The organism is Bacillus kalamii (assembly GCF_047238185.1).
GTDB lineage: Bacteria > Bacillota > Bacilli > Bacillales > DSM-1321 > Bacillus_AD.
Genome location: NZ_JBDFMI010000006.1, coordinates 1,125,758 through 1,139,315, shown reverse-complemented (window position 1 = coordinate 1,139,315; position 13,558 = coordinate 1,125,758). Strand labels below are relative to the sequence as shown.

At 40.7% G+C, this 13,558-nt stretch carries 14 protein-coding genes; 5 read left to right on the top strand and 9 right to left on the bottom strand.

Annotation, left to right across the window (positions count from 1 at the left end; all coding sequences use genetic code 11):
• Positions 1 to 194 precede the first annotated feature (194 nt).
• Positions 195 to 1,049 carry an STAS domain-containing protein gene (locus tag ABC357_RS23415; RefSeq protein ID WP_412889910.1) on the top strand — a complete coding sequence of 285 codons (855 nt, stop codon included), beginning with the start codon at positions 195 to 197 and terminating at the stop codon, positions 1,047 to 1,049.
• A 52-nt stretch (positions 1,050 to 1,101) separates the two neighbouring features.
• Here the strand turns inward: ABC357_RS23415 and ABC357_RS23410 are convergent, their stop codons facing one another.
• The 9 genes from ABC357_RS23410 to ABC357_RS23370 all read right to left on the bottom strand — a co-directional run bounded on the left by ABC357_RS23410 (position 1,102) and on the right by ABC357_RS23370 (position 9,842).
• Positions 1,102 to 1,890 carry a GNAT family N-acetyltransferase gene (locus tag ABC357_RS23410; RefSeq protein ID WP_412889909.1) on the bottom strand — a complete coding sequence of 263 codons (789 nt, stop codon included), beginning with the start codon at positions 1,888 to 1,890 and terminating at the stop codon, positions 1,102 to 1,104.
• A gap of 74 nt (positions 1,891 to 1,964) precedes the next feature.
• Entirely contained in the window at positions 1,965 to 2,744 is a 780-nt protein-coding gene (gene yunB / locus ABC357_RS23405; protein WP_412889908.1) for a sporulation protein YunB, read from the bottom strand.
• A gap of 133 nt (positions 2,745 to 2,877) precedes the next feature.
• On the bottom strand, positions 2,878 to 3,600 hold the full coding sequence (locus tag ABC357_RS23400) for an amino acid ABC transporter ATP-binding protein (RefSeq protein ID WP_412889907.1): 723 nt from the start codon (positions 3,598 to 3,600) through the stop codon (positions 2,878 to 2,880).
• Positions 3,597 to 4,253 (bottom strand): amino acid ABC transporter permease, encoded by a 657-nt coding sequence (locus tag ABC357_RS23395; RefSeq protein WP_412889906.1) that lies wholly within the window; start codon positions 4,251 to 4,253, stop codon positions 3,597 to 3,599. Before ABC357_RS23395 ends, ABC357_RS23400 begins: the two co-directional genes overlap by 4 nt.
• Positions 4,254 to 4,312: 59 nt before the next feature.
• Entirely contained in the window at positions 4,313 to 5,119 is an 807-nt protein-coding gene (locus ABC357_RS23390; protein ID WP_412889905.1) for a basic amino acid ABC transporter substrate-binding protein, read from the bottom strand.
• Between the two features lie 349 nt (positions 5,120 to 5,468).
• A complete protein-coding gene (locus ABC357_RS23385; protein WP_412889904.1) occupies positions 5,469 to 7,067 on the bottom strand; it encodes a sensor domain-containing diguanylate cyclase in 1,599 nt (532 codons plus the stop codon).
• A 229-nt stretch (positions 7,068 to 7,296) separates the two neighbouring features.
• A complete protein-coding gene (locus tag ABC357_RS23380; protein ID WP_412889903.1) occupies positions 7,297 to 8,271 on the bottom strand; it encodes a quinone oxidoreductase family protein in 975 nt (324 codons plus the stop codon).
• A gap of 224 nt (positions 8,272 to 8,495) precedes the next feature.
• Complete coding sequence (locus ABC357_RS23375; protein ID WP_412889902.1) at positions 8,496 to 9,059, bottom strand: nitroreductase family protein; 564 nt, start codon at positions 9,057 to 9,059, stop codon at positions 8,496 to 8,498.
• Positions 9,060 to 9,446: 387 nt separating this feature from the next.
• Positions 9,447 to 9,842 (bottom strand): VOC family protein, encoded by a 396-nt coding sequence (locus ABC357_RS23370; RefSeq protein ID WP_412889901.1) that lies wholly within the window; start codon positions 9,840 to 9,842, stop codon positions 9,447 to 9,449.
• A gap of 170 nt (positions 9,843 to 10,012) precedes the next feature.
• On the opposite strand from ABC357_RS23370, the gene ABC357_RS23365 reads away from it, so the two are divergent.
• The 4 genes from ABC357_RS23365 (at position 10,013) to ABC357_RS23350 (ending at position 13,555) form a co-directional block, all read left to right on the top strand.
• Positions 10,013 to 11,185 (top strand): M20 metallopeptidase family protein, encoded by a 1,173-nt coding sequence (locus tag ABC357_RS23365; protein ID WP_412889900.1) that lies wholly within the window; start codon positions 10,013 to 10,015, stop codon positions 11,183 to 11,185.
• 500 nt (positions 11,186 to 11,685) lie between these two features.
• Complete coding sequence (locus ABC357_RS23360; RefSeq protein ID WP_412889899.1) at positions 11,686 to 12,123, top strand: GNAT family N-acetyltransferase; 438 nt, start codon at positions 11,686 to 11,688, stop codon at positions 12,121 to 12,123.
• A gap of 267 nt (positions 12,124 to 12,390) precedes the next feature.
• A complete protein-coding gene (locus ABC357_RS23355) occupies positions 12,391 to 12,915 on the top strand; it encodes an AAA family ATPase (RefSeq protein ID WP_412889898.1) in 525 nt (174 codons plus the stop codon).
• Positions 12,916 to 13,048: 133 nt separating this feature from the next.
• Positions 13,049 to 13,555 carry a DUF6141 family protein gene (locus ABC357_RS23350; protein ID WP_412889897.1) on the top strand — a complete coding sequence of 169 codons (507 nt, stop codon included), beginning with the start codon at positions 13,049 to 13,051 and terminating at the stop codon, positions 13,553 to 13,555.
• Positions 13,556 to 13,558: the final 3 nt, after the last annotated feature.

The following is a 13,558-nucleotide window of genomic DNA, read 5'->3' as shown; positions in this document are numbered from 1 at the left end:
TCCGACAACTCCCATTTGTATAATTGCATGAATTAATTTTATACTATTATGAACTTTCGGAACAAAACTTGCAACCTTTTTTCCTCCCTGTATGAACAAATGTATTTCTAGAAAGTATTTTTGTTTTATATGAAAATTGACATTGATTTAAATATAATGAACAATATGAAATATAGAGGGAGATGAGGAATTTTATGAAGCAACAGACACTTGCGCTGCAGCAATACTTGAATCAAAATGCCAAGGCATTTGCCCAAAAATGGCACGAGGCCCAGACATCCAAAGCGGGTTCACATTATTCGCCGGATGCCCCTCAACAAGTCCAACTAAAAATAAAACAACAGACAGAAAACTATTTGATTCTGATTGCTGCCGGTCTCACCCAATCTGAAGAGGCCCTGAAACAGACCATTTCAGAATGGACATCGAAAACAGCCGCAGATCGGATTGAGTCCACTACGACTTTGACAGAAGTCATCAAAAGCAATCAGATTTTCCGTAAAGTTATGATGGACTATGTGTTAACCTACACAAAAGAAAACAGAGACTTTATTGAACTGGAAGAATTATTCGCCTGGAATGAGATATTGAATAAAGCATTGGATTATTCTTTAGAAAGCTTTTCTTTCCACTACATGAATCTATTGACGGATCGTTTAGCGAGCCAAGCCTCACTGATCAAAGAATTGAGCGCTCCCGTCATTGCCTTGACAGACCAAGTCGGCTTACTTCCGATTATTGGCGATATCGATACCGAACGGGCCAAAACATTGATTGATACCACTTTGCAGCAGAGTGTCGATGCACAAATCAATATACTCATTATTGATTTATCTGGAGTTGTTTTGGTGGATACAATGGTAGCCCAGCAAATTTTCCAATTGATAGATGCACTTAAAATGATTGGCGTTGACACTGTTTTGACCGGTATACGCCCTGAAGTTGCACAAACAACTATTCAATTAGGACTGAATTTTTCAGGAATTGAAACATATAGCTCCTTGAAATCTATTTTTCAAAAATTGACGAAGGAACAAAACTTCATCTAAGTTATGAGCACACCCCAAAAACCACCGACCTTCCGTCAGTGGTTTTCGTGTTTCAGCGGTACATCGCCCAACAGCCGATATCCCTGAAACCAATTTCTTTATAGATTTTTCCGGCAACAGGATTATCGTAAAATAAACAAGATGTTTTTCCCTCCGCCAGCAAATCCTGGACTAGCCTACTGACAATCCTGCTCGCATATCCTTTGCCTCTTGCATGTTTATCCGTACAGACAGCCATTACCATCGCAGAGCAGGTATTCTCCGCTGTAGTTGATGCTGACGATACCGGCTGCCCATCCTCTTCAATATAATATGTGCGCCCTGTACCTGTTTCGATGCGATGCCGATTATCTTCAAACGCATTGTCCTTTCTCGGGAATTCTTCTATGCGCCCCAATAATTCAGTAACATTGTCGATTTTCTCCCAGTCTGCTGATCGAATGGAGATCTTTCCATCATCATGTGAAAAGAAGCTCTCTTCCGTGCATTCGCAAAAATAAGTCTGTTGTTTCTTGCCCAATCGATTCTCCAGGAATGGTTCATAACGGCTTGTCACTTCTTCGCTTCCTGAAAAGAGAAAAGTATTCTTGGATCGTTTGATAATATCAGCAAATCCCTTTACATCATGGTCGCCTTCACTGTAAGGAATAAATGACTCCTTATATCTAAGAAGCACTCCCCTCAATATACCATCTTCCGTAAAATCTCCCCAAAACTCCTGGAAGTCTTGATCAAAACCGAAATTTTCAAGGTCTCCAATCATAAATAGATTGATAGCGGGCTTTTTCTTCAGATATTCCATAACCATTCCATATGATTCCTGCGTCAATTTTTCTATCATAAAACATTCGCCTCCCGCTATTTTTTACCTATTATACATAGGAAGGCACATATCCGCTATATTTTTCTAAAGAATCAATCTTCTTTCTTTCCTTTCTTCTTTGCTTCATCGTCCTGAAGAATCGGAACCGGAATGCTTTGCCCATTGCTATAATAACTTGGCACCTCTCCAGGGATGAACCGCCCTCCAAGACTTGTCTCAAACTTTATAGGAGTCTCCTCAGTAGCAAAAGGGATGACAATTTTCAAATCGACCTCGAAATCTACAAATACCTCCAAAAACGTGTTATTAATGCCTCCGCTTGTCATTTTTGTCCTGAATTTCGGTCTTACATCACGGGTAAATGCCAGCTCGACAGGAATTTTGGGCCCTAAATTACTGAGGATTGTATTGCGTGTCGCCACGCCAAGCGGGATATAATAGACAATATTATCAAGTTGGTTCGCTTCGACCTCTTTAAAATCCTGCGGCTTGGATATATCTTCATTCTTAATCCCCAGCCTTTGTTCAATTCCTTTAGTGGTCTTTGTCAGGAAGGTGGTATAGATTTCTGAATCGAATCGGTATGTAGGGGCCATGCCATCCCTCTTTTCCTCAACAATCAATTTATCGAGATTCGCCTGATTTTCGATATTTTCAGCAATGGAATCCATGATAGCCTGTGTGGCTATCCGCTTCACTTCAGTCTTAGCCACATCCTTTATGATAGGGGTTATGGACTTATCGACAAGCCACAATGTCAGGAAATTTAAAATCAGAAAGAGAATAAAGGAAATAAGCAGGACTTTTTTAAATCCAAGCGGTCCCCTCGGTGCAAATCCAGTCCGCCTGCGGTACCTCCAGCGACGCTTCATTGAGAACCAGCTCCTTTGCAACATACATATGCTTGGCTCTTTAAAAAAATGATAGCCAATGGATGCCCTTTCTCTATATACAGCCCATCGTTACGCAAGAAAGCCGGCAAACTAAACTTTTGCCGGCTTTCTTTCATAAAATTTTGCTTAAAAATGCTTGTGTACGAACATGCTGCGGATTTGAAAATAATTCAACCGGCTTGTTCTCCTCCACAACAAACCCTTCATCCATAAAAATGACCCGATCTCCTACTTCTCTTGCAAAGCCCATTTCATGCGTGACAACGACCATTGTCATTCCATCCAACGCCAATTGCTTCATTACCTCAAGCACTTCCCCTACCATCTCTGGATCCAATGCGGATGTCGGTTCATCAAAAAGCATAACCTTCGGCTCCATGGCTAGCGCACGCGCAATGGCCACACGCTGCTTTTGCCCGCCTGACAGAGAGTCCGGAAAAGCATCCGCTTTTGACTCAAGCCCTACTTTGCGCAGTAATTCCATCCCTTTTGCCCTTGCCTGCTCCTTTGCCACTTTCTTAACCTTCATCGGAGCCAGCATAATATTCTCAATAACCGATTTATGCGGAAATAGATTGAATTGTTGGAATACCATACCCACATCCATCCGCAATTGATTGACATTGCTTTTGGGATTGGTGATGTCCTTTCCTTCCACGTAAATATGCCCGTCCGTGATTTCTTCCAGAAGGTTAATGCACCGGAGGAAGGTGGACTTTCCCGAACCGGAAGGCCCTATGACGACCACAACTTCTTTTGGCTCAATGGTAAGTGAAATATCCTTTAGCACTTCATGATGGCCAAATGATTTTTTTAATTTTTCGACCTTAATCATTGTGTATCAAGCCTTCTTTCTATGCGGCTCAGCAAGTAGCTAAGTGTCATTGTGATAATGAGGTATATTAGCGCAGCTGTCAGATAAGGTTCCCAAACCACCAAATACTGGCTTTGCATATTGCGCGACCAATACATCAGCTCAGGGGCTGTAATGACAGCGGCAATGGAGGACTCCTTCACCAGTACAATGAATTCATTCCCCATCGGTGGAATAATCCGTTTAATCGCTTGCGGAAGAATAACATATCGCATGGCCTGTACATGATTCATGCCAAGAGAACGAGCCCCTTCCATCTGCCCTTTATCAATGGACTGAATGCCCCCCCGAAAAATTTCCGCAATATAGGCAGCCGAATTCAGGGAAAGGGCGATCAATGCTGCGGCTATACTATTTGTATTGCCCCAAAACATAGGCACTACGCCAAAATGGATGATCAGGATTTGTACGAACAGCGGCGTTCCCCTGAAAAAGGTCACATATACTTTAAAAGGGAAAGCCAGGATTTTATTCCTCATCATTTTGCCCAGTCCGATCAAGAGCCCCAAAATAGTCCCAATAAGGATTCCAATTGCTGAAAGCATTAATGTATAAAGCGTTCCTTTAAGAAGCAAAGGAGCATATTCGCCGATAATAGTGAAATCAAAATTCATATTGTTTCCTCCCGGTTTGCCTATAGAATGCAGATTGCTTCAATAGGGGCACGTTCCTATCACTTCTCTTGCTGCTGTTTCAATGTATCGATATCAGGCTCAGTCCCAAGCCATTTCTTATAAATTTTTTCATATGTCCCATTTTCATAAAGAGTATTGATAGCCTTGTCGAACTTTTTCTTAAGGTCTTTATTGCCTTTTTTGAATAGCAGGCCATAGAACTCGCCATCGAATGACGGATCAGCTACAACGTTCAGCTTTTCATCCGGATGCTTCTTTGCGTATTCTTCAATAACCGCATTATCGGCAACAACCGCATCCGCACCTTCCTTCGTCAATTCCATAATAGCCAACGTCGTATTTTCGAATTTCTTTATATCTTTGTGATTGGTGCCCAGAATATCTTCTGTCACGAATTGTCCTGTAGTGCCCGCTTGTACGGCGACTTTTTTGCCTTTCAAATCTTGGCCGCTTTTAATGGAGCTGCCGTCAGGAACAAGGATTTTGTTGGTGGAAATAAAATAGGGAACAGAGAAATCATATTTCTTTTCTCGTTTTTTATTGATGGAGATAGCAGATATTCCGATATCGGCTCGCCCTTGGCGAATTTCTTCAAAGATCGGATCCCAGCCGACATGCTCAACTTTGACTTTATAACCTGCTTCCTTTGCCGCCGCTCTAATAAAATCAACATCAAATCCGCTTACTTTATCCTTGTCCATATATTCCATAGGCGAATATGCAGCGTCTGTCACAACACGGAGCGTTTTTTTATCGGCGCTTCCGCTTGTCCCGGAGCTTCCACAACCGGACAAAACCAATAACAATGAACAAAATAACATACAAATGACTGCAAATTTTTTCATAAAAGTATCCCCTTTTATTTTTTGAATAATCTAATATTTTATATATTATAGCGATTTAGTTATAATTATTCAATATTTTGTATAAATAATATTTTTAGAAAATTCTTATTTTAATTCTTAGAGATTTTGAGTGCTTGTTCCCATGGATTCCTTCAAGTTATCTGCTTTTCCCTTCTTCCTCCTTCCTTCTCTCTTTTCATTTGTTCTAACGATTCCCTTCATGAAAAATCTGAGTTTACTAGTACAACCTATGTGCGAAAAAATAAGATATGAATCGAATAGTTCCATCATCCTACGTCTAGCCCATAAATGAAACAGCCATGGTAAAGACCATGGCCGCTTGATATTATCAATAAATAATCATTTTATTTTTTCCTGTTCTTTTAGATTCATACAATGCTTTATCTGCCTGAATAAGCACCTCTTCCGGCTTATGGTCAGCCTTTGGCCAACATGCAGCACCAATGCTGCAGCCGATATAGGCAATTCCTTCATTCAAATGATAAGGTTCATTGATGCTTGCGATGATCGCATCGCCAAGGTCCCCAATGGATTGCGTTCCTTCATCGAATTGGGCTATTATGACAAATTCATCTCCACCCATGCGGGCGAGAAAGTAATCTGGATGAATAGCTGATTGAATCCGATTTGCCACTTCCTGCAGCAATCGGTCTCCAGCTGCATGTCCCATTGTATCATTCACATGTTTGAATCCATCTAGATCAAGGAAGAAAAATGTAAACGAATCGCAGGAATGCCTTACATGCTCGTTCAAATAATCTTCGATGGCTAAACGGTTCGGCAAACCGGTCAAATAGTCCACCCGCGCAAGGGTATGCATTTTCCCCAGCTTATCTTCCGTATTTGTTAGATCGGAGAGTAAAACCCGAAGAGAAGCCGACAGATCTTCAATCTCTTTAATGCCCTTGTTCTCCGGTATTTCCGCTGCCTTACCTTTACGCAATAATTTCGCCGCAGAGGATATTTTGTTCAATGGTTTCGTGATGATATAGGCAAGCAGCCATCCGATAAAAGCAAAGAGGATAGCGATGACCAGTCCTATCAATAAAATGGATTTCTGCAGATTCTTTAAACTTGCATACGCAGAGGCTTCCGGCTGCCGTACTAGGACTGTCCAACCAAGTCCCGGATAATTCTCATACCCCTTTCCCAAGGCAAAGCCGGTCAAATAGGTCTTATCATTTTTCCAATCCTCCAGGTCCCAACCATATGGCTTTGTTTTAGCCTCTTCCATACTGCTGAGCTGCAATGATTTTCCTAGCCATTTTTCCGGACCCAGCAATACCGTATTTTCATGTTCGCTCACCACAAACACTTCTACATTTTTGCGATTTCCTTGCAGAGGCTGGAACACTTTTTTATAGATTTCCTTCGACCACTCCCAGCTTAAATGAGCAGCAAGAACTCCTTTGAACTGTCCGTCATTATCCAGAACAGGAGTTGAGATATCCACTAACTGAAGAGGTTCACCATTTTTATTTGGGATGAAAGGAGCCAGAAGAACCGCCTCATGCACATCGCCCACATACGTTTTCTGCCTAGCTTCCTTGAAAACTGGGCGTTTGGATATGTCGTCCCCTTTTATTATCCCTCTAGTCGAAGCAATTACCTTTCCTTTTTCATCAGTCATTCCAACCCATGAAAAAGTCGGGATATTCACACTTAGCTGGTCGATCAAATTCTGGATTTCATCCACTTCATTCATTTTTAATGCATTCATTTTACTGAATACTGTTAATTCGCTATATCTTGACCACATGAAATAATCGAGATTATTTGCCATTTGGAAGGCGACTTCGGAGAGCGATGTACCCGCTTGCTTTTTGATCCGATCACTGTAAATATAGCTGATAGAACCGCTTAAAATAGCGGATAATATGAAAACAATCAACGCAATGCACAGAGCGAAAAAAGTCCGGAGTTTCATATAACCTATTCCTTTCCGTTTGTTAAACGACCTGCTCCTTTTGATAAAAAGGTCCATGGCCAAACAAACATACTCTCTACAATAGGTAGAGGTATCAAAATCTTTGCACAACGAATAATGTTACCATATTTCTCGGACCGGCAATCACTATTTTTTCTTCCTATGGATATAAACGAATATGAATATCTATGTAAAAAGCAGAGCCTCTTGGCTCTGCTCCTCTCCTTTATTAAGGAATTAATACAATTTTCCCGGTAGATTGGCGTCCTTCCAATGTGGCATGAGCCTCGGCAGCATCCTCCAATTTAAAGGTTTCGCCCACATTCACTTTTAGTTTGCCGCTTGAGATATAGTTCAATAACTCCTCAACACTTCGGCGATACAGTTCCGGTCTTTGCATAATTCTAACGAGCCAAAACCCAATGACGCTCGTATTCCGCTGCATTAAGATTGTTGGATCCATGGAAGTCTCAGCCATGCCTGCTTTCCCGTATATAACAAGCCGTCCAAAGTTCCCTAGTGATTTTAGGCTTTTCTTAAATACATCCCCGCCGACCATTTCAAGGATAACATCCGCTCCTTTGCCGCCAGTATGCTCCATCACCTGCTCTTGCCAGTTGTTTTCTGTATAGTTAATCAAAACGTCTGCGCCAAGTGATTTTGCCATCTCCAATTTTTCATCAGTGCTGGCTGTCGCAATAATCTTGCCAGCCCCGAATAACCGTGCTAGCTGAACAGCGAATGATCCCACGCCGCCTGCAGCAGCATGCACAAGCACTGTTTCTCCTTCAGCTAACTGCCCGGACGTTTTTAATGTATGGTAAGCAGTCAGTCCTTGGAGGAGAATAGAGGCTGCATGAACATAATCTACATTCTCTGGTATCCTGATCAGCTGGCTTTCATGGAGAGATATATATTCGGCATACCCTCCATCCTCCGTCAATGCCACTACGCGGTCTCCTTTTGAAAAAGCGGTGACTTCAGGCGACGTTTCCTCAATGATTCCGGCAACCTCCGCGCCAGGCACACACGGCAGCGGTGTCGGAGACAGGTAAGTTCCGTAGCGTTTCATGATTTCCGCGAAATTGACGCCTGCGGCTTTGACCTGCACCCGTACATAGCCAGGTTTAACCTCTGGTTTAGGCATATCTATATACTTTAACACTTCTGTCGTTCCGTATTCTGTAAACTGAATGGCTTTCATGTTTATCCCCTCCAACAGTAAATATATACCATCCATGCTACATCTGAAGATAGAGGCAGTCAACTAATCTGGATGAACGCCCTGTAGACAGAAAACATGGTCTATCATGAAGATATCCTACGTTTTTCACATTACCGGCTCAGAATCAACCTGCCAACTCTTATTCCAATTTAAAAAAGTCCCTTCTTTAATCGAAAGGACTTAGATCATACACCATTTATTGATTATGCATCAAACACCGTCAAAAGCTCTTTGGCAGGTGTTCGTTGCTGCGCTTTAGGCACTATTTCCGCATATCCCATATGGATATTGGCCACAATCCGTTCACCCGGTTTAATTCCGATTGCCTCGCGCACAATCGGCTCATGAAGCCATCCCTGCGTATGCCACGTCATGCCAAGCCCCTTCTCCCAGCCTAACAGACTAAAGTTCTGTATGAGACAGCTTGTTGCAGCAAAATCCTCTTCCCTTTTTGCTAAAATAGGATTCTCTTCCATAACAACCAATAAGAAGGCAGGATTGGACATTAGCTTCTGATAGAGCTTCTCTCCTTCTTCTTCTTTTTTCGTTGGATTGGTTTCTTTTGCCATCTTCCATTCCCGAACCGCATTGGCGAATACTTCTCTGCCTTCCCCATTAAATAAAATGAAGCGCCATGGCTGTGTCAAATGATGATTTGGCGCCCAAACTGCGCTGTCCAGCAACTCAGTAATCAATTCAGCCGACACTTCGCGATTCTGAAAACGCTTGATTGAACGACGATCTTTTATTAATTGTGATAGTTCCATAGTTCCCCTCCGACATCCCCTAAACGATAATGATAATCAATTTCATACTCTTCAATATATTATAATTCATCATCCAATAGAACTTCAACCTTTTAATCTATGCTTATTACCCACCCTGCTTTTTTAGAAAAAAGCAGGGTGCTATAGTCATCGTAGAAAGTATAAATAGTAGATTAATTTGAACACTAGAAAAAAATAGACTCTTCCTTTTGTTTATTTATTTATTATTGGTTGTTCAGTGAAACTATTATTTATAAGCCTCGCTTTTCTTATGGCTGCAGCCGTCTGCCTGTTCATTTTGCAGGGAATGACTCTTTCTTTTATTGAACTAGTGCCCAATTACATCCACTAAATAAATGCTTGTCCCAAATGGCGGGACAAGCATCATTATTTGGAGTGTTCATAATTTAAAACCCAGCCGACTCCATATTTATCGGTCAGGTTGGCATGGGTGGCACCCCAAAATGTCTCTTGAAGTTCTAAATGGATTTTTCCTTCCAGCTTCAAAGCACCATATACCCGTTCAATTTCCGCAACCTCATGAAATTCAAGAATGATTTTGACTGCATCCCCATGTACAATACCGTGGAACGTATCCGAAAAATGGATGATTTGATTTCCTATATGCAATTGTGCCTGCAGAATTTTCCCTTCGTTCCCTTTAAACATCGGCATTTCTTTAGCTCTATGGACGTTCTTGATTTCTCCGCCCAAAATATTTTTATAATAGTTCATTGCTTCTTCGCAATGATCTGTGATGATGTACGGCTTGATTGTTAGCATTGTTATTCTCCTTTCTTCAGATTAAATCTGTCCATTAGCTTAACCATTATGAAAAGGGCTATTCATAAGAAGGTGAATCCAGTGGCAAATAACAAATTTTTCTAAATACACCTTGAATAGCATCACTTGTTGTTTTAGAGTTAGGACTAATAAGAACGAGGAGGGTAAATATGAAATCATTCGAAAAACAGCTGGATCTTTTGTATGACGAAATGGTAGCGATGCGAAGAGATTTCCATCAGCATCCAGAGCTTTCCTTCCATGAAGTCGAAACACCAAGAAAAATAGCAGACCAATTAAAGAAGCTTGGCATTGAAGTCCGGCAATCGGTCGGAGGACGTGGAGTAGTGGGATACATACGCGGAAATAAGCCTGGTAAAACGGTTGCCTTGCGAGCCGATTTTGACGCATTGCCGATCCAGGATGAAAAAAATGTACCTTATCGTTCCAATGTACCCGGTGTTATGCATGCATGTGGACATGATGCGCATACGTCCATTTTACTGGCCATCGCCAAAGTCCTTACTCACATGAAGGAAGAACTCCAAGGAAATGTAGTGCTTATTCATCAATTCGCAGAAGAAATAACGCCTGGAGGGGCACTTCCTATGATCGAAGATGGCTGTCTTGAATCAGTCGATGCCATTTTTGGAACCCATGTGTGGACACCGCTTCCTGTAGGAACCATCGGATACCGCGCTGGCGCTTTCATGGCTGCCGCCGATGGCTTTGAAATTGAAATCAAGGGAAAAGGCGGACATGGGGCAAATCCGCATGAAACCATTGATCCGATTGCCCTTGGCACGTCCATCGTCCAACAGCTTCAACAAATCGTCAGCAGACGGATTGATCCATTACAGCCTGCTGTCCTGACAGTGGCTACATTTAATGCCGGACAAGCCTTCAACATCATTCCATCATCCGCCACTATAACCGGGACAGTCCGTACATTCGATCCATCCGTCCAGGAAGCCATTGCACAGCATATGGAGCAGATTATCGCTTCAGCTTGTTCCGGAGCAGGAGCCGATTACACCTTCACTTACAAAAAGGGCTACCCTGCGGTCATTAACCATCCGGAGGAAACTGCCCTTCTTGCCAAAAACAGCATTGAACTGGTAGGACGTGACCATACGATTGAGGTGAATCCCAATATGGGAGGAGAAGACTTCGCCTATTATTTGCAAAAAGTACCCGGAACCTTCTTTTTCACAGGCGCGGGCAATCCGGAGATAGGAGCCGATTATCCCCATCACCATGCCATGTTCGATATCGATGAGAAAAGCATGCTGATCGCTGCCAAGGTCATGCTGGCCACTGCCCTTGATTATTTGCAATCCTAAGGAATTGCACATGTTTATGTAACAATAAATCGATAAAAGCAGCTATCGCTATATAAAGGAAAACATGCCTTCACATTTATTTTGAGGCATGTTTTCCTTTATAAGATCCTTTAGTTATTTTTACAATCCATCGCAGCAATATATCCGTAAGTCAATCCCGGTCCCGGATTGGTTTCATTTATAACCACTCCGCCTCTCGTTCCTATATCCCCCGGGAATACACGACAGCATAATATGGTTCATATTTTTATGTATCCAAATTTGGATACATTCTCTTCCAAAATCTTCATCTCCACCATTTCGGGTAAACCAATTGAACCTATTTTTAGTTTACAGAGCGTTATTTGAATAAAAGGGGCTGTTGTCAAATTCTTTTATTAAAATAACGTGGAAAATTAGGGGGAAGAAGGATTTCCTTTATTAATATCGAAAACAATATAAAATAGGCTCTAACTGAAATCGTTTCCTCAAAAGGAAATCGAAAGGAATGGACTTAATTAATGGATATTAGAAAACCAAGCGACTTGGAACTCCAAAGAATTTTATCACTTTCTCCACAAGCTGTATTTGATGGTACGTTAGGTGAAGTAAGACCCACTAATCAAAAAATTGAACAGCTTATTGAACCACTCTTAAGGAAGGGGAACTATTATTTAATCGCAATAGAAAATGATAGATTAATGGGCTGGATTCTAATAGGTTCAAGCAAAGATCAATTTACTGATAAGATCAATGGATTTATTTATGAACTATTTGTTTTAGAAGAATTTAGAGGAAAAGGAATTTCCAAAATGTTAATGAGAACAGGTATTGATTATCTGAAACAAGATGGATATTCAGAAGTCCGTCTAAGTGCATTTGCAGGAAATCAAGCAATTAAACTGTATGAAAAATTAGGATTTAACCTCAGAACAATTACTATGAGTTTGCCAATATAAAAACTATTATTTTGCACTACCTGGAGCTTTACTCCCATATCAAGGATTTTTCAGTTCTTTTTTATGATGGGGCTATCGTGGCAGGGTGGTTGAATAGATACAAATTAAATCAATATTATTGTTTATTGGGTTATATAACAAGTATGTACTCAGCTCTTTTTCGTCTGGAACAAACGGTGCAGGTTAGCACAAGTAGAAAGAGGACACATTTACCCCAATATAGAATTATTTTACAAACAAGCTTCTTTTTAATAAGGGTGATTTAGAGTGGACAATAAAACGCCTAAAAAAGTTCATATTATCGGTTCCGTGGGAAGTGGAAAAACCACATTAGCGAAAGAATTATCTTCAAAACTAAATATACCATTTTATGAATTAGATAATGTAGTGTGGAAAAGACAAAAATCTGGAGATATAAGAAGAACAGATGAAGAAAGAAATCAGTATTTAGATTCTATTATTCATTCTGAAACTTGGATTATTGAGGGAGTTCATACCGAAGATTGGGTGGCAAATAGCTTTCTGAATGCGGAATTAATTATTTTCTTAGATACCAAATATTCGATAAGGACCTATCGAATCATCAGACGATTTGTATTGCAAAAAGTCAAATTAGAAAAGGCAAATTATAAGCCTACACTAAAAATTTTCTTAAAATTGTTTAAATGGAATCGATATTTTGAAGAAGTCGGTAAATCAAAATTGATTATTAAGTTCGGCAAATATAGTAACAAGTTAGTAGTTGTTAAACATAAAAAAGGGATCGAAAACTATTTAAACGAACGGCGCTGAGAGCTTAAATACAAAGTTGCTTATTAGCATTCTTTTTTCTGAACAAACAGGGCGTTTTAGTTATAAATTGATATCAATCACTATGGATTTGCAAGAATTTTACACTTTTTTAGAGGAAAGAGAGTCTTGTAAAATGGAAAAACAAGAGGGTTTTATCTTTCGGGAGGTTCAACGCCCCCGCCAAATTTGGTTTTGGATTTTAATTTTAGCCATCGCCACATTAATGTGGTACGGTTTCATCAAACAGGTCATTTTCGGCATTCCATTCGGTGATAAGCCTGCACCTAACACAGTGTTAACCATTCTTTGGGTTATTTTTGGGATTGCATTCCCATCAGGGCTATTACTGGGATTTAAGCTAATAACTGAGGTTCGTAAGGATGGACTTTATGTGCGATTTGCGCCGTTTCATTTCCAGTATAAGTCATTTTTATTCAAGGATATAGTCGAGTATTCAAGCATTACGTATAACTCGCTGGCACGATTCGGAGGATGGGGCATTCGTATTAATCTTAATGGAGAAACTGCCTATAATATGGGAGGAAGCAAGGGAATAGAATTAAAATTAAGAGGAAATAAAACTGTTGTTGTCGGATCCGAAAATCCGAATGAATTAATGAAAGCGTTAAATTCAAAGTAACAA

Bases quoted from the DNA above. Each gene is read 5' to 3' on its own strand.
- ABC357_RS23380 (WP_412889903.1), bottom strand. From the start codon at position 8,271: ATGAAAGCCATTCAGTTTACAGAATACGGAACGACAGAAGTGTTAAAG.
- ABC357_RS23395 (WP_412889906.1), bottom strand. From the start codon at position 4,253: ATGAATTTTGATTTCACTATTATCGGCGAATATGCTCCTTTGCTTCTT.
- ABC357_RS23360 (WP_412889899.1), top strand. From the start codon at position 11,686: ATGGATATTAGAAAACCAAGCGACTTGGAACTCCAAAGAATTTTATCA.
- ABC357_RS23390 (WP_412889905.1), bottom strand. From the start codon at position 5,119: ATGAAAAAATTTGCAGTCATTTGTATGTTATTTTGTTCATTGTTATTG.
- ABC357_RS23400 (WP_412889907.1), bottom strand. From the start codon at position 3,600: ATGATTAAGGTCGAAAAATTAAAAAAATCATTTGGCCATCATGAAGTG.
- ABC357_RS23365 (WP_412889900.1), top strand. From the start codon at position 10,013: ATGAAATCATTCGAAAAACAGCTGGATCTTTTGTATGACGAAATGGTA.
- ABC357_RS23350 (WP_412889897.1), top strand. From the start codon at position 13,049: ATGGAAAAACAAGAGGGTTTTATCTTTCGGGAGGTTCAACGCCCCCGC.
- yunB (WP_412889908.1), bottom strand. From the start codon at position 2,744: ATGAAGCGTCGCTGGAGGTACCGCAGGCGGACTGGATTTGCACCGAGG.
- ABC357_RS23375 (WP_412889902.1), bottom strand. From the start codon at position 9,059: ATGGAACTATCACAATTAATAAAAGATCGTCGTTCAATCAAGCGTTTT.
- ABC357_RS23410 (WP_412889909.1), bottom strand. From the start codon at position 1,890: ATGATAGAAAAATTGACGCAGGAATCATATGGAATGGTTATGGAATAT.
- ABC357_RS23385 (WP_412889904.1), bottom strand. From the start codon at position 7,067: ATGAAACTCCGGACTTTTTTCGCTCTGTGCATTGCGTTGATTGTTTTC.
- ABC357_RS23370 (WP_412889901.1), bottom strand. From the start codon at position 9,842: ATGCTAACAATCAAGCCGTACATCATCACAGATCATTGCGAAGAAGCA.
- ABC357_RS23415 (WP_412889910.1), top strand. From the start codon at position 195: ATGAAGCAACAGACACTTGCGCTGCAGCAATACTTGAATCAAAATGCC.